The sequence below is a fragment of the Paramesorhizobium salinisoli genome (genome assembly GCF_003335045.1).
Lineage (GTDB): Bacteria > Pseudomonadota > Alphaproteobacteria > Rhizobiales > Rhizobiaceae > Paramesorhizobium > Paramesorhizobium salinisoli.
In genome coordinates this window covers 128,318-147,518 of sequence record NZ_QOZG01000005.1, presented here as the reverse complement: position 1 = coordinate 147,518, position 19,201 = coordinate 128,318, and the positions used below count along the sequence as shown (strand labels likewise).

Annotated in this window: 18 protein-coding genes; 10 read left to right on the top strand and 8 right to left on the bottom strand. The window is 63.1% G+C overall.

Translation table 11 applies throughout. The features are described from left to right. The first annotated feature begins 50 nt into the window (after positions 1-50). The 4 genes from DUT91_RS12975 to panB are packed head-to-tail and all read left to right on the top strand — an operon-like array spanning position 51 to position 4,163. Positions 51-1,610, top strand: a complete 1,560-nt coding sequence (locus DUT91_RS12975; protein WP_114440838.1) for an L-aspartate oxidase — start codon at positions 51-53, stop codon at positions 1,608-1,610. Continuing rightward, the gene (gene nadC / locus DUT91_RS12970; protein ID WP_114440837.1) at positions 1,610-2,482 is read left to right on the top strand and encodes a carboxylating nicotinate-nucleotide diphosphorylase; all 873 of its coding nucleotides are present in this window, start codon (positions 1,610-1,612) and stop codon (positions 2,480-2,482) included. Before DUT91_RS12975 ends, nadC begins: the two co-directional genes overlap by 1 nt. Beyond that, positions 2,479-3,348 carry a pantoate--beta-alanine ligase gene (panC, locus tag DUT91_RS12965; protein ID WP_114440836.1) on the top strand — a complete coding sequence of 290 codons (870 nt, stop codon included), beginning with the start codon at positions 2,479-2,481 and terminating at the stop codon, positions 3,346-3,348. Before nadC ends, panC begins: the two co-directional genes overlap by 4 nt. Next, positions 3,345-4,163, top strand: coding sequence for a 3-methyl-2-oxobutanoate hydroxymethyltransferase (gene panB / locus DUT91_RS12960; RefSeq protein WP_114440835.1), 819 nt, complete (start codon positions 3,345-3,347; stop codon positions 4,161-4,163). The genes panC and panB overlap by 4 nt, the downstream gene beginning before the upstream one ends. A 9-nt stretch (positions 4,164-4,172) precedes the next feature. Here the strand turns inward: panB and DUT91_RS12955 are convergent, their stop codons facing one another. The 4 genes from DUT91_RS12955 to DUT91_RS12940 all read right to left on the bottom strand — a co-directional run bounded on the left by DUT91_RS12955 (position 4,173) and on the right by DUT91_RS12940 (position 10,180). Then, a complete protein-coding gene (locus tag DUT91_RS12955; RefSeq protein WP_114440834.1) occupies positions 4,173-4,631 on the bottom strand; it encodes a GNAT family N-acetyltransferase in 459 nt (152 codons plus the stop codon). A gap of 120 nt (positions 4,632-4,751) precedes the next feature. Then, positions 4,752-7,964, bottom strand: a complete 3,213-nt coding sequence (locus tag DUT91_RS12950; protein WP_114440833.1) for an efflux RND transporter permease subunit — start codon at positions 7,962-7,964, stop codon at positions 4,752-4,754. Positions 7,965-8,101: 137 nt separating this feature from the next. After that, a complete protein-coding gene (locus DUT91_RS12945; RefSeq protein ID WP_114440832.1) occupies positions 8,102-9,316 on the bottom strand; it encodes an efflux RND transporter periplasmic adaptor subunit in 1,215 nt (404 codons plus the stop codon). Between the two features lie 60 nt (positions 9,317-9,376). Continuing rightward, the gene (locus DUT91_RS12940; RefSeq protein WP_114440831.1) at positions 9,377-10,180 is read right to left on the bottom strand and encodes an alpha/beta hydrolase; all 804 of its coding nucleotides are present in this window, start codon (positions 10,178-10,180) and stop codon (positions 9,377-9,379) included. 265 nt (positions 10,181-10,445) lie between these two features. On the opposite strand from DUT91_RS12940, the gene DUT91_RS12935 reads away from it, so the two are divergent. The 4 genes from DUT91_RS12935 (at position 10,446) to DUT91_RS12920 (ending at position 14,016) form a co-directional block, all read left to right on the top strand. Then, positions 10,446-11,360, top strand: coding sequence for a LysR family transcriptional regulator (locus tag DUT91_RS12935; RefSeq protein WP_114440830.1), 915 nt, complete (start codon positions 10,446-10,448; stop codon positions 11,358-11,360). A gap of 92 nt (positions 11,361-11,452) precedes the next feature. Then, a complete protein-coding gene (locus DUT91_RS12930) occupies positions 11,453-12,088 on the top strand; it encodes a LysE family translocator (protein ID WP_114440829.1) in 636 nt (211 codons plus the stop codon). An 84-nt stretch (positions 12,089-12,172) separates the two neighbouring features. Next, the gene (locus tag DUT91_RS12925; RefSeq protein ID WP_114440828.1) at positions 12,173-12,634 is read left to right on the top strand and encodes a DUF4126 domain-containing protein; all 462 of its coding nucleotides are present in this window, start codon (positions 12,173-12,175) and stop codon (positions 12,632-12,634) included. Continuing rightward, a complete protein-coding gene (locus DUT91_RS12920) occupies positions 12,631-14,016 on the top strand; it encodes an FAD-containing oxidoreductase (protein WP_245419728.1) in 1,386 nt (461 codons plus the stop codon). The genes DUT91_RS12925 and DUT91_RS12920 overlap by 4 nt, the downstream gene beginning before the upstream one ends. A 136-nt stretch (positions 14,017-14,152) precedes the next feature. Here DUT91_RS12920 and DUT91_RS12915 read toward each other — a convergent pair whose 3' ends face one another. The 4 genes from DUT91_RS12915 to ygfZ form a co-directional block, all read right to left on the bottom strand. Then, on the bottom strand, positions 14,153-15,145 hold the full coding sequence (locus DUT91_RS12915) for an NUDIX hydrolase (protein ID WP_114440826.1): 993 nt from the start codon (positions 15,143-15,145) through the stop codon (positions 14,153-14,155). A 232-nt stretch (positions 15,146-15,377) separates the two neighbouring features. After that, positions 15,378-15,893: a tyrosine phosphatase family protein gene (locus DUT91_RS12905; protein WP_114440825.1), complete on the bottom strand. Its 516-nt coding sequence runs from the start codon at positions 15,891-15,893 to the stop codon at positions 15,378-15,380. Next, complete coding sequence (locus DUT91_RS12900; RefSeq protein WP_114440824.1) at positions 15,893-16,525, bottom strand: HD domain-containing protein; 633 nt, start codon at positions 16,523-16,525, stop codon at positions 15,893-15,895. The genes DUT91_RS12905 and DUT91_RS12900 overlap by 1 nt, the downstream gene beginning before the upstream one ends. Continuing rightward, positions 16,525-17,451, bottom strand: coding sequence for a CAF17-like 4Fe-4S cluster assembly/insertion protein YgfZ (ygfZ, locus tag DUT91_RS12895; RefSeq protein WP_425373789.1), 927 nt, complete (start codon positions 17,449-17,451; stop codon positions 16,525-16,527). Before ygfZ ends, DUT91_RS12900 begins: the two co-directional genes overlap by 1 nt. A 102-nt stretch (positions 17,452-17,553) precedes the next feature. Between ygfZ and DUT91_RS12890 the strand changes: the two genes are divergently transcribed. Together DUT91_RS12890 and DUT91_RS12885 are read left to right on the top strand one after the other, a co-directional pair. Continuing rightward, positions 17,554-18,888 (top strand): dihydroorotase, encoded by a 1,335-nt coding sequence (locus DUT91_RS12890; protein WP_114440822.1) that lies wholly within the window; start codon positions 17,554-17,556, stop codon positions 18,886-18,888. A 24-nt stretch (positions 18,889-18,912) separates the two neighbouring features. Further along, the gene (locus DUT91_RS12885) at positions 18,913-19,200 is read left to right on the top strand and encodes a YciI family protein (protein WP_114440821.1); all 288 of its coding nucleotides are present in this window, start codon (positions 18,913-18,915) and stop codon (positions 19,198-19,200) included. The last annotated feature ends 1 nt before the right edge of the window (position 19,201 follow it).

Here is a 19,201-nt window from a genome sequence, read left to right as displayed (position 1 = left end):
GATGGCTGGCAAGCCAGAGGGCGGCGCTGTCCCGCTGAGGGATATCACCCATGCCCCTAACTGACATCATCATCGTAGGCGGCGGCCTCGCCGGCCTGTTCTGCGCGCTGAAGCTCGCCCCCCGACCCGTCACCATCCTTGCCGCGGCACCCATCGGTCGTGGCGCGTCGTCGGCCTGGGCGCAGGCGGGCATCGCTGCTGCGGTCTCCGAGGGCGATACGATCGAGCAGCATCTGGCCGACACGCTCGCCGCAGGCGACGGCATCGTTGACGAGAAGATCGCGCGGCTTATGGTGTCGGAAGCCACCGACCGCGTCCACGATCTTCTGTCCTATGGCGTCCCCTTCGACCGTGATCTCGACGGCAGGCTGCAGGTCTCGCGCGAGGCGGCGCATTCGCAAAGCCGGATCGTGCGGGTGCGCGGCGACATGGCGGGCCGCGCCATCATGCAGGCGCTGGTCGATGCGGTGCGCCGCACGCCGTCGATCCGCGTGCTGGAGGGTTTCGTCGCCGAGGAGATCACTAGGAAAAGCGGTCGTGTCTCGGGCATTTTTGCGCGCGGCGACGCGGGAGCGCGCCCCCAGCGCCTGCATCTGCCGGCCCGTGTCGTGGTGCTTGCCTCCGGCGGCATCGGCCATCTCTACGCGGTGACGACCAACCCCTCGGAAGCGCGCGGCGGTGGTATCGGCATGGCCGCACGGGCTGGGGCGACGCTCGCCGACATGGAGTTCGTACAGTTTCATCCCACTGCACTGAATGTCGGCAAGGACCCCGCGCCGCTGGCGACCGAGGCCTTGCGCGGCCATGGCGCCACGCTGGTCAACGACCGGGGCGAGCGCTTCATGCTCGCCATCGACCCGGCGGGCGAAATGGCCCCGCGCGACGTGGTGGCGCGCGGCATTTTCGCCGAGGTGATGGCGGGCAGGGGCGCATGGCTCGATTGTACGACCGCCGTTGGCGAGAGCTTCCCCGAGGAATTCCCGACCGTCTATGGCTATTGCCGCGAGGCAGGCATTGACCCGGTCACGCAGCCGATCCCGGTTATCCCTGCCGCGCATTATTTCATGGGCGGCGTCCTCACCGATGCCGATGGCCGCACCTCGCTCGAAGGTCTCTGGGCCTGCGGCGAGGCTGCTTCGACGGGCGCGCATGGCGCCAATCGCCTCGCCTCTAATTCGCTTCTCGAAGCGGTGGTCTTTTCCGCCCGCATCGCCGCCGATATCGACGGGCTTCTGCCAAAGGGTGTAACGTCCGACTGGGCCGATGGCTCAATCAGCGACGAGGACGCAGAAATGGCTGCAGACACGAAAGCCATGGCCCTGCTGCGCCAGACCATGAGCGCGCGTTTCGGGGTCATCCGCGACCGCGCCGGCATGCAGGAGGGTCTGCGCATCATCATTGGGCTCGAACAGGCCAACCACAACGCCGCCTTTGCCAACACGCTGACTGCGGCAAAGCTCGTCGCCGTCAGCGCGCTCAAGCGCGAGGAAAGCCGGGGCGGGCATTTCCGTGACGATTTCCCCGAAGCGCGCCTCGAGTGGCAGCGCCGTTCCTACCTGACCCTCGCCGAGGCCGACCAACTCGCCGACCATTATCTGGAATTCGCCTGATGACATCAGCCAAACCCAATCCCCCCGTCCTGCCGCGTCTGATGGTGGAGGAGGCGGTGCGCGCCGCGCTTGCCGAGGATCTGGGCCGCGCCGGCGATATCACCACCTATGCCACCATTGCCGAAGGGGCGCAGGCAAAGGCGGTTCTCGCCAGCCGCGAGGCCGGAATCGTGGCAGGTCTCGCCTTCGCCGAAACCGCTTTCGCATTGCTCGATCCGGCGGTGAAATTCGTGAGCCTCGTCAGGGATGGCGAAAGAGTAAACCCCGGCCAGGTGATCGCCCGAGCCGAGGGTAGCGCCCGCGCCATCCTTTCCGCCGAGCGGGTGGCGCTGAATTTTCTCATGTATCTGAGTGGGATCGCCACCTATACCGCGAAATTCGCCGATCTCATCGCTCATACCGGCGCGAAGGTCTGCGACACGCGCAAGACCGTGCCCGGCATGCGGGCCTTCGCAAAATATGCGGTGCGCTGCGGTGGTGGCGCGAACCACCGTTTCGGGCTCGACGATGCGATCCTGATCAAGGACAACCACATCGTGGTGGCAGGCGGCGTGGCAAAGGCGATAGAGGCCGCGCGCGCCTATGCGGGTCATCTGGTCAAGATCGAGATCGAGGTGGATACGATCGTCCAGATGGAGGAAGCGCTGTCGGTCGGCGCGGATGTGATTCTTCTTGACAATATGCCGCCGGAGGCTCTTGAAAAAGCGGTGAAAATCAATGCAGGACGCGCAAAACTGGAAGCCTCCGGCAATATTTCCTTCGACACGATCAGGGCTGTCGCGGAAACCGGTGTCGATTATATTTCGACCTCTAAGATCACCATGGCCGCGCCGACGCTGGATGTGGGATTGGATATCGGGATAGACCAATGAAAGTCATTTCGACCATCGCGGACCTGCGCGCGGCGCTGAAGGTTGAACGGCGGACGGGCCGCACAATCGGCCTCGTGCCGACGATGGGCTATCTCCATATCGGCCATCTGACGCTGGTGCGCCACTCGCGCAAATCCTGCGACGTGACGGTGGCGTCGATCTTCGTCAACCCGACGCAGTTCGGTGCCAATGAGGACCTGTCCACCTATCCGCGCGATCTCGAACGCGATCTCAAGCTGCTCGAAGCCGAGGGCGTCGATTATGTGTTTACCCCCGATGTGGCGGAGATCTATCGCCCCGGCGCGGAAACCATCGTCGAGACCACGCATCTGTCGCGCATCCTGATCGGCCGCATCCGCCCGGGCCACTTCCGCGGTGTGACCACTGTTGTCGCCAAGCTCTTCAACATCGTCCAGCCAGACCGCGCCTTCTTCGGCGAGAAGGACTATCAGCAACTCGCCATCATTCGCCGCATGGTGGCCGATATGGATTTCCCGGTCGAAATATCCGGCGTGCCGACGGTCCGTGAGGAGGACGGGCTTGCATGTTCCTCGCGCAATGCGCTTTTGACGCCGGAGGACCGCCAGGCCGCCGTGGTCCTGTCGAAGGCGCTTGCTGCCGCCGAAAAACAGGCGGCGGGCGGGGAACGCTCGGTGGCAGCGATCCGCAAGGCGATGCTGAAGGTACTCGAGGCCGAACCGCGCGGCGTGATCGAGGCAGTGGATATCCGCGATGCGGACGATCTGTCGAAGGTTGCGGGAAAGATTGCCAGACCTGTGGTCGTTCTTCTGACCGTTCGCTTCGGTAAGGTCAGATTGATCGATCAGCGGGTAATAAACACGAGCAAGGCTGGAGAAAACGCATGAGCCAGGAAATCGTCACCCGCCGGGTCACCGCGCCGGATATCCGCGCGCGCAAGGGCGGCGAGCCCATCGTTTCGCTCACCGCTTATCATGCCCACACAGCGGCGATAGTCGACCGCTATGCCGATTTCATGCTGGTCGGCGACAGCCTGGGCATGGTCATGCACGGGATGGATTCGACCATCGGCGTCACGCTGGAAATGATGATCGTGCATGGACGCGCCGTCGTCCGTGGATCGAGCCAAGCGCTGATCGTCGTTGACATGCCGTTCGGCACCTATGAGGAGAGCCCGTCGGAAGCCTTTCGCAACGCCGCCCGCATCATGAAGGAAACGGCCTGCGGCGCGGTGAAGCTCGAAGGCGGCGCGCGCATGGCCGAGACGATCCATTTCCTGACCGAGCGCGGCATTCCCGTCATGGCCCATATCGGGCTGACGCCGCAGGCGGTCAACACTATGGGCGGCTTCAAGACGCAAGGCCGCGATCCCGCCCATTGGCCGGTGATCAAGGCGGATGCGCGGGCCGTGGCAGAGGCGGGAGCCTTCGCCGTGGTGCTGGAAGGCATTGTCGAGCCGCTTGCCGCCGAGATCACCCGCGAAATCGACATTCCGACCATCGGCATCGGCGCTTCGAGGGAATGCGACGGCCAGATATTGGTGTTGGAGGACATGCTCGGCCTCAATCCGAAGCCGCCGAAATTCGTCAAGCAATATGGCGCTGTCGCCACCGCGATAGAGGCAGCGGTGAAGGCCTACGCCGACGATGTTCGCACCCGCGCCTTCCCGACCGACGACCAGGTCTACAAGCTCAAGAAATAAAGCTGCCGCTCAGAGCGCCTTGCGATAGACGATGAATGAGGAGCGCGGCGTGATCGTATCGTAGAGCGAGCGGGCAGGGGCGTTATATTCCTGCGTGTGCCAGTAGATGCGGAAGGCGTTCTTGACCCGCGCCGCCGCCTCGACCCCTTCGATGAGCTTCCTGGCTGCCCCGCCGCCGCGCGCCGCCGGATCGACGAACAGATCTTCCAGATAGCAGTTCGGACGGTCGCTCCATGTCGAAGCGTGGAAGAGGTAGTTGGCAAAGCCGATGATTTCGCCACCGCGTTCGGCGATGACAGCCTTCACATCTGATCCGGGATCGAGAATGCGCTTCCACGTGGTGGCGATCACCGCTTCCGGCACGCTGGCCCTGTAGAACGCGTTATAGGCGGCAAACAGCGCGCGCCACTTGTTCTCGTCACCCGCTTCGGCTGGCCTGACGACGGTCTGGATGGTGTCTTCGCTCATGGCTCAACGGCTCCAACTCATGGATGGAGCCGATCTATATCCTGATTTGAAGCCGATAAGAAAGAACCCCGCGGATGTCGCCATCCGCGGGGTTCTGTTGGTGGGTTGCTGCGCTTGCGATCAGTGCGCTTGCGTCGCCGGTTCCTGGGCAGTGCCTTCGGCGTGCGGCACGGGAATAGTCCCTTCGCCGGTATGCTTGAGCGGGCGGTTTCCGGACAATTGGCGCAGGAGCACATAGAACACCGGCGTCAGGAAGATGCCGAATGCCGTCACCCCGATCATGCCGGCAAAGACCGCGATGCCCATGGCCTGGCGCATTTCCGCGCCCGCGCCGGTCGAAAGCACCAGCGGCACCACGCCCATGATGAAGGCGAGGGACGTCATCAGGATCGGGCGAAGGCGTAGCCTGCTCGCCTCGATCGCCGCCTCCCTCGGCGTCATGCCGCCGAATTCGAGCTCTCGGGCGAACTCGACGATCAGGATCGCATTCTTCGCCGACAGGCCGACCAGCACGATCAACCCGATCTGGGTGAAGATGTTGTTGTCGCCATGGCTGAGCCACACGCCGGTCAGCGCCGCCAGAATGCCCATCGGCACGATCATGATGATGGCAAGCGGCAATGCCAGGCTCTCATATTGCGCCGCGAGCACCAGGAACACCAGGAGCAACGCCAGCGGGAAGATGATGATGCCCGAATTGCCGGCGATGATCTGCTGGTAGGTAAGGTCCGTCCACTCATAGCTGATGCCGGCGGGCAGGGTCTCGGCGGCGATCTTTTCAATCACCTCCTGGGCCTGGCCGGAGGAATAGCCGGGCGCAGGACCGCCGTTGATATCGGCAGAGAGGAAGCCGTTGTAGCGAACCGCACGTTCCGGTCCGGCACTTGGCTGGATGTTGAGCAGCACCGACAGCGGGATCATCTCACCCGACTGCGAGCGCACCTTCAGCTTGCCTATATCCTCCGGGCGCGCGCGATAGGGCGCGTCGGCCTGCATCCGAACCGAATAGGTCCGTCCGAACTGGTTGAAGTCGTTGACATAGAGCGAGCCCAGATAGATCTGCAGCGTGTCGAAGATATCCGTGACCGCAACACCCAGCTGATGCGCCTTGGCCCTGTCGATATCGGCATAGAGCTGCGGCACGTTGATCTGGTAGCTCGAGAACAGGCCTGCCAGTTCCGGCGCGGCGTAGGCCTTGCCGAGAAACGCCTTGGTTGCCTGGTCCAGCGCCTCGTAGCCGAGGCCGTTACGGTCCTCGATCTGCAGCTTGAAGCCGCCGATCTGGCCCATGCCCATCACCGGCGGAGGCGGGAACATTGCGATGAACGCATCCTGGATCCCGGCGAATTTCTGGTTCAACGCCATGGCAACGGCGCCACCCGAAAGATCCGGCGTCTTGCGCTCCTCGAACGGCTTCAGCATCACGAACACGATGCCCGCATTCGACGAGTTGGTGAAGCCGTTGATCGACAGGCCCGGGAAGCCGAGGGTAGCCTCCACGCCAGGCTGCTGGCGGGCAATGTCGCTCATTTTCCGGATGACAGCGTCCGTGCGGTCGAGCGTCGCCCCGTCGGGCAATTGCGCGAAGCCGACGAGATATTGCTTGTCCTGTCCTGGCACGAAGCCGCCGGGGACCTTGTTGAACATGACGAAGGTGAGGCCAACAAGCACCAGATAAAGCCCCATGATGATCGTCTTACGCGAAAGAATGCGCCGGACGCCGCCGCCATAGGCGTTGGAGCTGGCGCCGAACGCACGGTTGAAGCCGCGGAAGAACCAGCCGAACAGGCCATCCATGACGCGGGTGAGCCAATCCTTGGGCGCATCGTGGCCACGCAGCAGCATTGCCGCCAGCGCCGGGGACAACGTAAGCGAGTTGAAGGCGGAGATGACCGTGGAGATTGCGATTGTCAGCGCGAACTGGCGATAGAACTGTCCGGTGAGCCCCGAGATGAAGGCGAGCGGCACGAACACCGCGACAAGCACCAGCGCAATTGCGACGATCGGGCCGGAAACCTCCCGCATGGCGCGATAGGTGGCATCGCGTGGGCTCAACCCTTCCTCGATATTGCGTTCCACATTCTCCACCACGACGATGGCGTCATCCACCACGATACCAATGGCGAGCACCAGGCCGAAGAGGCTGAGCGCGTTGATCGAAAAGCCGAAGACATACATCACCGCGAAAGTGCCGATGATGGAGACGGGAACGGCGACGAGCGGGATGATCGAGGCGCGCCATGTCTGCAGGAAGACGATGACGACGAGCACCACCAGCGCGACGGCTTCGAGCAGCGTGTGAACGACAGCGTCGATGGAGGCGCGGACGAACTGCGTCGTGTCATAGGCGATTTCGTACTTCACGCCTTCCGGCATGGTCTTCTGCACTTCGTCCATTACCTCGCGGATATCGTCCGATATCTGGATGGCATTGGAGTTCGGCGCCTGGAAGATACCTATCCCCACCGCCTGCTTGTTGTCGAGCAGCGAGCGCAGCGAATATTCGGAAGAGCCAAGCTCGAGGCGGGCAACATCACGCAGCCGCGTGATCTCGCCATTGGCGCCTGTTTTGATGATGATATTGCCGAAATCCTCGACGGAACTCAGCCGTCCCTGCGCATTGACCGAAAGCTGGAAGTCGAGGTCCGGCACGCTTGGCGAGGCACCGATGATGCCGGCCGCCGCCTGGATGTTCTGCTCACGCACCGCCTGCACCACGTCGCTGGCCGAAAGGCCCCGCTCCGCCACTTTCTGCGGGTCGAGCCATATCCGCATGGAATAGTCGCCGCCGCCAAAAATCTGCACCTGGCCGACGCCGTTGATCCGTGCCAGCCTGTCCTTTACATTCAGCACCGCGTAGTTACGCAGATACGTGATATCATAGCGGTCGTTCGGCGAAAGCAGATGCACCACCATGGTCAGGTTTGGCGAACTCTTCACCGTGGTGACGCCGAGACGCCGGACCTCTTCCGGCAGGCGAGGCTCAGCCTGGCTGACGCGGTTTTGTACGAGCTGCTGCGCCTTATCAGGGTCGGTGCCGAGCTTGAAGGTCACCGTCAGCGTCATCACGCCGTCCGTAGTGCCCTGGCTCGACATGTAGAGCATGTCTTCCACGCCATTGATCGCCTCTTCGATCGGTGTTGCCACCGTTTCGGCGATGACGCGCGGATTGGCGCCGGGATATTGTGCCCGCACCACGATCTGCGGCGGCACGACTTCCGGATATTCCGAAATCGGCAGGGCGCGGAGGCCCAGCAGACCGGACACCAGGATCAGCACAGACAGCACGCCGGCGAAGACGGGACGGTCAACGAAAAATCTCGATATGTTCATGTCACGTCCCTCTGGGAGTGTGATTTTGAGTTAGAGAACGGGCTTGCGACGGAAGGGCTTCTTCCGTCGCGGCAGCGTCATTCGGAATCCAAGTTGCCTTGGACGAAACGGCGGTTGCCGCCGTTTCGTCCGGAGTATCAGCGTTGGGCGGTGGCCAGCGGCTGTTCGTCCGGGACCATCGCAACCGTCTGTGGCTCGACCACCGCACCGGCGCGAACCCGTTGCAATCCATTGACGACGATGCGCTCCCCGGGATTGAGGCCGCTTTCGACGACACGCAGGCCTTCCGACGCCGCACCCAGCGTCACCTGGCGATAGACGAGCTTGTTCTCGGCATCCACGACCAGCACGAATTTCTTGTCCTGGTCGGTCCCGATCGCCCGCTCGCTGATCATCAACTGCCGTTCGGCCTTCGGCTCGCCCATCCGCACGCGGACGAACTGGCCTGGAATCAGCCGGCCATCCGGATTGTCGAAGACGGCCCGCACGCGCACTGTGCCGCTTGCCGTATCGACCTCATTGTTGATGAGCTGCAGATGGCCGCTGATCGGCGCGTCGGCATCGTTTGCCGTGCTGATCTCTACGGGAATCTGCTCGACGGCCGGTGCGCCATTCTTCCCCACGGGAAGCTGCGTCAGGGCACGCGCCACGAGCTGTTCGTCGACATCGAAGCTCGCATAGATCGGATCGACGGAGACGAGCTTCGTCAGGACAGGCGAACCGGACCCAGCCGCCACCAGATTGCCGGCAGTGATCTCGAACCTGCCGGCGCGGCCCGCTATGGGAGCCCGCACCTCGGTATAGCCAAGGTCGAGGCGGGCCGACTGCAGCGCGGCTTCCGCCGAACGCAAGGTCGCCGCCGCCTCATGCGATGCGCTGAGGCGCTGGTCGAGGTCGCTTTGCGAAACGGTGCGGGAGGAAACGAGCCTGCGCCCGCGCTCCAGTTCCAGCTTCGTCAGATCCATCCGCGCCTGGGCTGCCTCGACCTGGGCCTCGGCGCGTGCCACCGCCGCCTCGAACGGGGCGGGGTCGATGGTCACGAGGAGATCGCCCTTCTTGACGAGGGAGCCTTCGCGGAAATGAACCGACTGGATGGCTCCGGCGACGCGCGAGCGGACCTCGACGCGGTCGACCGCTTCGAGACGGCCGGAAAATTCCTGCCAGATGGTGACGTCGCGCGCTTCGACAGTGGCGACCGAAACCGGTATCGCAGGCGCCGCTGCAGGCGCGGCGGCACTTGTCTCCGCCTGGGCGCCGCCCGGCAGGTTGGTATAGAGCGCCGTGCCGGAAACCGACGCAGCAAGGATCAGACCGGCGCTCCAGAGGAGCCGGCGAGGGGCAAACATCTTCATATCTGTCTCCGTGTGGCGTTTAACGCCGATGTAGTGTGAAAATCCTGATGTAAATCTTGCTCAGTGGGCCAGGGCTCCCGTTTCCCGGAAAAATTCGGTGAAAAAGCCGCGAACGGTCTCCCCCCACTCCGGCCGGACGCCTGTGTCATCGCAGTAGGCATTCGGCCAACCGGTCTTCCCGGCCAGTACATGCTCGTGAACGCTGACGCCCGCCTCTCTCAGACGCCGCGCGTAATTCATGCTTTCGTCGCGCATCGGGTCGTCCTCGGCGGTAACCACCAGCGCGGGTGCAACGCCGGCAAGGCGTAGCGAATAGCCGGGCGTGGCATAAGGATGGCAGGCCCCGAAGCCGAGATAATGCTTCCAGCCATCGGCCCACTTGCAGTTCATCTCACCTGCTTGCGTCTTGCGGAACGAACCCGTCGCCACGCTCGGATCGAGCATGGGAGAAAGCAGGATCTGCCCCTGCAAACCGCCCAGGGCCACGTCGCGCGCCTTCAAGGCCAGCCCGGCGGCGAGATTGCCGCCCGCTTCCTCACCGGCGACGAAGAGCGCCGATTTCTTGCTCGCGAGCTGGCCGCGACCCTTGCACATGGTCCCGAGCAGCCCATAGGTGAACTTCAGCGCCGCCGGGAAAGGGTCTTTGACCGCCTTGCAATAATCCGGCGCCACCACCACTGCCCCGGCGTCAGCAAGCAGCGTCGACACCAGATGTCCGCATTTCGCCGAGCCGCCAAGAAAGGCGCCGCCATGAAGATGCAGCACCAGAGGCGGCGCCTTCGCAGCCACCTTCCCGCGATAGACACGCACCCTTATCGGGCCGGCATCGCTCTCCAATATCTCCTCTGCCCAGACCGCACCCATGATTTCCAAACTCCGTCTCTGAATCTTCATCAAAGACTAGTTGTTGAATGTCCTATCGCACAGTCCTCCTGACACCATTTTGTCAGGAGGATTGCTGCAAAGCACAATGAAGCCCTAACATGGTATTGTTTTGCGCTCGAAAAAATCCCAACTACGCCACAACACTGTTTCTGTGCGTGAACAATGAGCGGGATTTCCGAAAGGTGGGGCACCGGTTTTCGGATAAAAATCTTGGCTGGAATCAAGAAGTCATGGGGATTGAGGGATGGACCAATTAGCCGCCATGCGCGCCTTTATCCGGGTGGTGGAAGCAGGCAATTTCTCTCGCGCGTCCGAATCGTTGGGTATGCCCAAGGCGACCGTCACCAAGCTGATCCAGAGCCTGGAGGGGCATCTGCGCACCAAGCTTTTGAACAGGACGACCCGCCGCGTGCTGGTGACCCATGACGGCGCGCTCTATTACGACCGCGCGCTGAGGCTCATCGCTGATCTGGAAGAACTCGATTCCGGCCTGGCCGACGCGCAAGGCTTGCCGCAGGGGCGGGTGCGGGTGGAAATGTCGGGCGCGCTGGCAAATTTGGTTCTTATCCCGAACCTGTGGGATTTCAAGGCCCGGCATCCCGGCATCCGCCTTGACCTGGGGGTCTCCGACCGGCCTGTCGACATCCTGGCGGAAAATGTCGATTGCGCGATCCGCATCGGCGAGATCACCGACCAATCGCTGATTGCGCGGCGCATCGCGCAGCTGCATTTCGTCACTTGCGCAGCGCCCTCCTATCTCAAGAAGTTCGGCGAGCCTCAGCACCCGCGAGAACTGGAGCCGGATCATTACGTGGTCGGCTATTTCCGTGCCCAGACAGGCCAGCAATTGCCGCTCGAATTCCAGCGCGAGGGCGAGGAGCGACTGGAGGTTTTCGGGCGCTACATCGTTGCCGCAAATGAGGCGATCACCTACGTCGCCGCCGCGGAGGCCGGAATGGGGATCATCCAGGCGCCGCAGCTGATGACCCGGAAGCCGTTCGCCGAAGGCACGCTGCAGCCGATCCTCACCGACTGGAAGAGGGAGTCGATGCCGATCTTCGTCGTCTTTCCGCCGAACCGGCATTTGAGCAGCAAGGTCCGGGCATTCGTCGATTGGGCTGCCGATCTCTTCGCGAGGTCCGGGATCGACGGACGGTAGCGACGGACGGTAGCGACGGACTAAACTTTCCTCCATACATGGCGAACGCATCGTCTATAGTCGTTTCCATCCGGAACGCGGGAACGAATTGAATGCCGTCACACGAGTTGTTTATCGCCTTTCTCGCCACCACGGCGCTCTTCGCCTTCATTCCCGGCCCGGCGATGCTCTATGCCGCGGCGCAGGCCATGGCGCGAGGCCGCTGGTCCGGCCTGATGGCGGCGCTGGGCATCCATCTCGGCGGCTATGTCCATGTGATCGCTGCCGCCGCCGGGCTTTCGGTGCTCTTTCACGCCGTTCCCGTGCTCTACCTCGTGGTCAAATTCGCAGGCGCGGCCTATCTGGTCTGGCTGGGGATTTCGCTGTTCCGCGCCAGGGCGCAAGGGGAGGAGGCGGCCGTTCCGGGCATTTTGCCTAAATCCGGTCGCCGGGCTTTTCTGGAGAGCGTCACGGTTGAGGTTCTCAATCCCAAGACGGCGATCTTCTTCATGGCCTTCCTGCCGCAGTTTATCGATCCGTCGGCGACCTTGCCCGTCTGGTTCCAGTTCGTCTTCCTGGGAACCATCGTCAACCTGATGTTCTCCTTCACCGATGTCGTCTCCGTGGTGCTGGCAGGGGCAGTGATCAACCGCTTGCGGCGCTCGAGCGGCGCGCAGCGCCTCATGCAGCGGGCGGGCGGTGCGATGATCGTCGGCCTGGGTGTCCATCTCGCCTTTCACAAAAGCTGATTCCGACCATATTCCATTTGCGTCGTTTTGAGCTAAGGTGGCGCACGCCGAACGTCCGGCTGTACTCATTTTGGGGGACAGGCAATGGCGATTTATCTTCTCGCGCTCTTGATCGGCATCGTCGCAGGCCTGCGGGCCATGACCGCGCCGGCGGCGGTAAGCTGGGCCGCCCATCTCGGCTATCTCAATCTTGAGGGTACATGGCTCGCCTTTCTGGGCTACGCCTGGACGCCCTATATTCTGAGCCTGGCGGCGATCGGCGAGATGATCGCCGATCAGTTGCCCTCCACCCCAAGCCGCAAGATGCCGGGGCCATTCGGCGCCCGCATCGTCAGCGGTGCGTTGTGCGGCGCCGCTCTCGGCATTCCCGCCGGCGTGTGGATCGGCGGCCTCATTGCCGGCGCGGTCGGTGCCGTGCTCGGAACGCTTGGCGGATATCTCTTCCGCATGAGGCTCGCCGCCGCCTTCGGCAAGGATCGGCCGGCGGCGCTGATAGAGGACGCCATCGCCATTATTGCCGCGATCCTGATCGTGAGGGCGGTCTGATGACAAAGCAGTTCGATGCGATCATCATCGGCGCGGGACAGGCCGGTCCGCCGCTGGCCGGCCGCCTCACTGCGGCCGGCATGACAGTCGCGCTGGTTGAACGTAAGCTGATCGGTGGCACCTGCGTCAATACCGGCTGCACGCCCACCAAGACGCTGGTCGCCAGCGCCTATGCCGCGCATCTCGCGCGTCGGGCCGCGAGCTATGGCGTGACGATTGCGGGCGATGTCGCAGTCGACATAAAGGCGGTCAAGGCCCGCAAGGACGCCGTCTCAGGCAAATCGCGCAGCAATCTGGAGTCGTGGCTGGAGGGTATGGAGCGCTGCACGATCTTTCGCGGCCAAGCGCGCTTCGAATCCCCGCATGAGGTCAGAGTCGGCGACGACCTGCTGTCGGCAGACCGAATTTTCATCAATGTGGGCGGCCGGGCGCTGGTGCCCGACATGCCCGGTGTCGGCGAGATCGATTACCTCACCAACACCTCCATTCTCGATCTCGAAACCCTGCCGCGCCATCTCGTCATCGTCGGCGGCAGCTATGTCGCCCTGGAATTCGCGCAGATGTACCGGCGTTTCGGCAGCGACGTAACGGTGCTGGAGAGAAAGCCGCATCTGATCGCCCGCGAGGATGAGGATGTCTCGGCCGCCGTCAGGGACATCCTCGAAGCGGAGGGCATCCATGTCCGCCTCAATGCCGAATGCATCAGCTTTTCCCCGCAGGGGACGGATATCGCTGTCGGCATCGATTGCCGGTCGGGTGACCGGGAGTTATTGGCCTCGCATGTCCTGCTGGCGGTCGGACGGCAGCCGAACACTAACGATCTTGGCCTCGACCAAGCTGGCGTCGAAACGGACAAGCGCGGCTATATCACGGTCGATGACCAGTTGAGGACCAATGTTCCCGGGATATGGGCGCTCGGCGACTGCAACGGCAAGGGCGCCTTCACCCACACATCCTATAATGATTTCGAGATCGTCGCGGCCAATCTGCTCGACGACGATCCCCGCCGCGTCAGCGACCGGTTGCCGGCCTATGCCCTCTATATCGATCCGCCGCTCGGCCGCGTCGGTCTCAGCGAGGCCGAGGCGCGCAAAACTGGAAAGCGGCTGCTGATCGGCACGCGCCCCATGAGCCGCGTGTCCAGGGCGGTCGAACGCGGTGAAACGCAGGGCTTCATGAAGATCATCGTCGATGCCGATACGCGGGAGATTCTCGGCGCATCCATTCTCGGGATCAGCGGCGACGAAGCCATCCACTGCATCCTCGACATCATGTACGCCAGAGCGCCCTATACGACACTGCAACGCGCCGTGCACATTCATCCGACCGTGTCGGAGCTTATTCCGACGGTGTTGGGCGAACTGAAGCCGGTGGATCAGTAGCGAGGCGATTGACCGTCGTTCACCCATCAACGGCGACGATTGATGCCGGACCGTCATGAAGGCGTAATCCCCCTCCTTGTGGGGGAGATGGCCGGCAGGCCAAGGGGGGTGAGAGGAAGCGCGCATCCGGTAAAAACTACCGAACCCCCAGCCGCAGCCCCGGCGCGGGGCGTTCCTCCAGCACTTCGTGCCGAAACCGATAGAGCGCGGCAGGGCGGCCACGGGTTTGCGTCAGGGTCGCGCCGGTCTGCTCCACCAAATCGGCGCTCTCGACCAGGCGGCGGAAATTCTGCTTGTGCAGATGGCGGCCGGAAATCGCCTCGACCGTTTCCTGAAGCGCGGTCAGCGTGAAGCTTGGCGGCATCAGCTCGAAGATCACCGGGCGGTATTTGAGCTTGCCGCGCAGCCGCGCGATCGCCGTCGCCAGAATGCGCCGGTGATCGAAAGCCATCGCCCGCCCGAGCGATGCAGAAAGCGGAGGACAGGGCGCATTGCCGTCATTGGAAGCCTCCTCGACCAGCCCCGCCTCGTACAGAAGCTCATAGCGTTCGAGCACCCGTTCCTCATCCCAGGGAACGCCATCGAGGCCGAATGCCAGCCGCAGCCGCGTCAGGCGCGGGAGAAGGCGCTGCGCCCGCGGCTCGGCCTGTGCCGGTTTTCCTTTTTCTGCCGCCCAGCGCGACAGGGCGGGCAGGATGATCTCGTCGATCAGGGCCGGCTTGCCGCCGCGCCAGTCCTCCCATGGCAGGAAACCGTACCATTCGCGCCAGCGCCCGGATTGTGCTGCGGTGGGGTTCCCGTCCTCAGCCATCGCGGCGCGGGTCAGCGCGAGATAGCCGACCGAGACGACATGCGCGCCATCCTCCGGCGAGGTCTTGTAGCGGCCCCGGTCACCGAAAGTGTAGAGCTGTTCGACATAGCCAAGCTTCAACCGCGCCTGTTCGCTCACCCAGGCGCGCAGGCCGGTTTCGAGCGTACGATGGGTGAGGGGGTCGAATGGCCCGAAGGGCAGTCCGTCGAGGGCTGAGCCGCTCGTCTCGGGCGTGCAGAGAATGAGCGGATCGTTTTCCGCCACTGCGACGATGGCCGCGCTCAACCCGATCTCGACTGCGGTTGCGGTCGGTGGCATCAGAGTTTTTCGTTTTTAGATAGAGACGTTTGCGGGACAGCGCCCCCCTCTGTCCTGCCGGACATCTCCCCCGCATGGGGGGAGATTGCGCCTCCATCGACGTTCGGCACCAACCGCAAACGTCGTAGAGTAAACGGGGAGTACCATGTCAGCCAATCTCCCCCCATGCGGGGGAGATGTCCGGCAGGACAGAGGGGGGCGCTTAGCGATTCCATTAAAACAAGAACCAATCCTAAACCTCCAGCGGCAAGACGAACGGCACGCCTTCGAACGCCTCCGCGCCGCGCCCGATCGCATTCACCGCATCGACCATGCGACCGCCACGTCCCAGGAGATCGTCGGCGAGCCTTATGAGGCGGATGTTCGGCGTGGCCGATGGCGCGCGTTCGCGCAACGAGGCGGCGAGTTTGACGGCGTCCATATCAGGATTGAGCGCGCTCGCCACGATATAGGCGGCGGCCGTCGAGCGGGAAATGCCGGCGAAACAATGGATGAGCAGCGGCGCCTGCCGGTCCCACGCTTTAGCAAAGCTGACCAGCTTTTCCACATGCGCGATCGCCGGCGGCGTCATATCGGGCATCTCCTGCACGATATCGTTGAAGCCGAGAAACAGATGGCGCTCCGCCTCGATGCAATCCGGCCGCTCGATCAGCGTGCCGGTATTGATCAGGGTCACCATATCGCGCGGGCGATGAACCCGCGCTGCTTCGCAAAGGCGCGAGAGCGGTGAAACAACGATATGCGGCATTAAACCCCCTCTTTTCCACCACGCGCCGCGTCCAGCGCGAAGAAACGATCGAGAAAATCCTTCTGCACGTTTTGCGTCGCTCGCGGAAAAAGGTCCAGCCCCAGCGGGTCGATTCCGCGCGGTCGGCCAAAAAACCGCACCGCCTCGCTTTCGGAAAAGCCCGCAAGCCGGGTCGCCTCGAAGAAGGCGGCAATCTGGTCGGCCCGCTTGATCTGCGCCTTCAGCGGGGCGGGCATCGTAGCCGGCAGCGAAAAGCGCAGATGCACCGCCACCTGAAGCCGCGTTTCAATCGCCTTGTAGCCGCCGCCGACCACGGCCTTGAACGGCGAGATCATGTCGCCGATGACATATTCCGGCGCATCGTGAAGCAGCGCCATCATCCGCCGCTGGGGCGAGGCATCCGGCTCGATTCGTGAAAAAATCTGCTCCACGAGAAGCGAATGCTGGGCCACGGAAAAGGCATGGTCCCCCGCGGTCTGGCCGTTCCAGCGCGCCACCCGCGACAGCCCATGGGCGATATCGGATATCTCCACGTCGAGCGGCGAGGGGTCCAGCAGGTCGAGCCTGCGCCCCGACAGCATGCGCTGCCATGCCCGTGTCTTGTCGCGCGAAGCCGTCTTGACCCCGGCCATCAGGCGTTCTCGGACGCCTGTTCGGGAAACCCGAAACGCGCCGCTGGGGGGATGGCGAGCGCCACCGCCACATCGCCGGCCAGGATCGGCGTGCCCGAATCCATCGCGTCCTTCACCCGGTCGATGCGAACGAGCGCCAATCCGTTGTTGCCGGAAACACTGCCGAGCGTGCCGATCTCGCGCCCGCCCGAAGTAAGCGGCGTCCCGGCGGCGGGCAAATCGGCAGCGCCCGTCGCTATCAGAACGCGCCGTCGCGCGGTTCCGCGATGCTGCATCCGCGACACCACTTCCTGTCCTATGAAGCATCCCTTGCGGAACGAGACACCGCCCGTCTGATCGAGATTGGCGTCATGCGGAAAGGCATCCCCAAGGGCAAAATCATGGCCGCTCTCCGCCACGCCATGGGCGATCCTGAGTGCTGTCCATGCGGTTTCGTCGGTGCTGCCGGCACTTTCGCCATAATGGCGCAGAACCTTGGCCTCCGTGGGGAAACGGCAGTCGATCACCGTTGAATCATTATGTGAGAAAGCTGAATCCTCGTCAGAGGAAACGGATTCATTTCCCCAGGAAACGCTGACAAATGATTCATTTGGCAAGGAAATTGACGCTTTCGACCGCAGCCGGTAAAGCGTCAGCCGCTTGGCGAAATCCGCCGCATGGCCGGCGGCAAGGTCGAAGCGCAAGCCGCCTTCCACGCGTGAGACGAGATAATCGAACAGGATCTTGCCCTGTGGCGAAAGCAGCGCGCCGGGTTTCATCTGGCCTTTTCCGAGATCGTCGAGATCGGTGGTGATGACCGCCTGCAGGAATTTTTCGGCCTCCTCGCCGGTGATGAGGACGAGCGCCCGTCCGCTGAGATTGACGGACTGTGTTGTCGATTGGACCGGCGCTACCATGTCTTCACCCTTGTCTTTCCATCTTCCCATGTTAGGTAAGCCGCATCACAGAGCAAGTCCAGGAAAAGTGGGAACCGGTTTTCCATCCGGACTTGCAGCAAAAAAATCGCCCCGCAAGACGGAGAAAATCAGATGCCAGAGACTTTCGACACCATCCTGAAGGGCGGCACGCTGGTCAATCAGGATGGGAGGGGCCTCCGCGACATCGGTATCCGCAATGGACGCATTGCCGCCATCGGCAGTCTCGACGAAAAGTCGGCAGGTGCGACGATCGATTGCACCGGCCTGCATATCCTGCCCGGCGTCGTCGATAGTCAGGTCCATTTCCGCGAGCCGGGCCTCGAGCATAAGGAAGATCTCGAAACCGGGTCTCGCGCCGCCGTGCTGGGCGGGGTCACCACCGTCTTCGAAATGCCGAATACCAAGCCGCTGACGACTTCAGCCGAAACGCTCGCCGACAAGGTGCGGCGCGGTCGCCACCGCATGCATTGCGATTTCGCGTTCTGGGTCGGCGGCACGCGCGACAATGCCCGCGACGTGGCAGAACTGGAACGCCTGCCGGGTGCGGCGGGCATCAAGGTGTTCATGGGCTCGTCCACCGGCGACCTGCTGGTCGAGGATGACGAGGGCGTTCGCTCCATCCTGCGCAACACGCGCCGCCGGGCCGCCTTCCATTCGGAGGATGAATTCCGCCTGCGCGAGCGCGAGAACCTGCGTGTACCCGGCGATCCCTCGAGCCACCCCGTCTGGCGCGACGAGATCGCCGCCCTTTCCTGCACCGAGCGGCTGGTGCGCATCGCGCGTGAAACCGGCGCGCGCATCCACGTGCTGCACATCTCCACCGCCGAGGAAATCGAGTTCCTGAAAGGCCATAAGGATGTGGCGACCTGCGAGGCGACGCCGCATCACCTCACCCTCGATGCCGCGGAATATAAAACGCTCGGCACGCTTATCCAGATGAACCCGCCTGTGCGCGCGGCGCGCCATCGTGACGGCATCTGGCACGGCATAGGGCAGGGCGTGGTTGATGTGCTGGGCTCCGATCACGCGCCGCATACATTGGAAGAAAAGCAGAAGCCCTATCCGGCTTCGCCCTCGGGCATGACCGGTGTCCAGACGCTGGTGCCGATCATGCTCGACCACGTCAATGCGGGACGGCTTTCGATCGAGCGTTTCGTCGATCTGTCCTCGCACGGCCCCAACCGGATTTTCGGCATGGCGCGCAAGGGCCGCGTCGCCGTCGGCTACGATGCCGATCTGACCATTGTCGATCTGAAGCGCCGCGAGACGATCACGAATGCGCAGGCAGGCTCCCGCGCCGGCTGGACGCCCTATGACGGCAGGACCGTTACCGGCTGGCCGGTCGGCACGCTCGTTCGCGGGCTGAAGGTGATGTGGGAAGGCGAGATCGTCACCCCGTCGCAGGGCGAGCCGGTGGAATTCCTGGAAGCGCTGCCGAGGCGCTGATTTCATGAAATCGGGAGAGAACGCATGTATATCGTCAGCCTGACCTATGTGAAGCCTCTGACCGAGATCGAGGAGCACATCCGGCTCCACCGCGAATTTCTCGATGTCTATTACGCCAGGGAGATCTTTCTGGCGTCGGGGCCTAAAAATCCCCGCGACGGCGGTATCATTCTGGCGAGCGGCAAGGTGAGCCGCGCGGAACTGGAGACGCTTTTGGCCGAAGATCCGTTCCACCAGCACGGGCTTGCGCGCTATGATATTACCGAGTTCGAGCCCAGCAAGCATCATGGCGCCCTGAGCGGTATTCTCTAGG

Coding starts and splice junctions, on each gene's coding strand:
- DUT91_RS12975 (WP_114440838.1), top strand. CDS start 51: ATGCCCCTAACTGACATCATCATCGTAGGCGGCGGCCTCGCCGGCCTG.
- nadC (WP_114440837.1), top strand. CDS start 1,610: ATGACATCAGCCAAACCCAATCCCCCCGTCCTGCCGCGTCTGATGGTG.
- panC (WP_114440836.1), top strand. CDS start 2,479: ATGAAAGTCATTTCGACCATCGCGGACCTGCGCGCGGCGCTGAAGGTT.
- panB (WP_114440835.1), top strand. CDS start 3,345: ATGAGCCAGGAAATCGTCACCCGCCGGGTCACCGCGCCGGATATCCGC.
- DUT91_RS12955 (WP_114440834.1), bottom strand. CDS start 4,631: ATGAGCGAAGACACCATCCAGACCGTCGTCAGGCCAGCCGAAGCGGGT.
- DUT91_RS12950 (WP_114440833.1), bottom strand. CDS start 7,964: ATGAACATATCGAGATTTTTCGTTGACCGTCCCGTCTTCGCCGGCGTG.
- DUT91_RS12945 (WP_114440832.1), bottom strand. CDS start 9,316: ATGAAGATGTTTGCCCCTCGCCGGCTCCTCTGGAGCGCCGGTCTGATC.
- DUT91_RS12940 (WP_114440831.1), bottom strand. CDS start 10,180: ATGGGTGCGGTCTGGGCAGAGGAGATATTGGAGAGCGATGCCGGCCCG.
- DUT91_RS12935 (WP_114440830.1), top strand. CDS start 10,446: ATGGACCAATTAGCCGCCATGCGCGCCTTTATCCGGGTGGTGGAAGCA.
- DUT91_RS12930 (WP_114440829.1), top strand. CDS start 11,453: ATGCCGTCACACGAGTTGTTTATCGCCTTTCTCGCCACCACGGCGCTC.
- DUT91_RS12925 (WP_114440828.1), top strand. CDS start 12,173: ATGGCGATTTATCTTCTCGCGCTCTTGATCGGCATCGTCGCAGGCCTG.
- DUT91_RS12915 (WP_114440826.1), bottom strand. CDS start 15,145: ATGCCACCGACCGCAACCGCAGTCGAGATCGGGTTGAGCGCGGCCATC.
- DUT91_RS12905 (WP_114440825.1), bottom strand. CDS start 15,893: ATGCCGCATATCGTTGTTTCACCGCTCTCGCGCCTTTGCGAAGCAGCG.
- DUT91_RS12900 (WP_114440824.1), bottom strand. CDS start 16,525: ATGGCCGGGGTCAAGACGGCTTCGCGCGACAAGACACGGGCATGGCAG.
- ygfZ (WP_425373789.1), bottom strand. CDS start 17,451: ATGGGAAGATGGAAAGACAAGGGTGAAGACATGGTAGCGCCGGTCCAA.
- DUT91_RS12890 (WP_114440822.1), top strand. CDS start 17,554: ATGCCAGAGACTTTCGACACCATCCTGAAGGGCGGCACGCTGGTCAAT.
- DUT91_RS12885 (WP_114440821.1), top strand. CDS start 18,913: ATGTATATCGTCAGCCTGACCTATGTGAAGCCTCTGACCGAGATCGAG.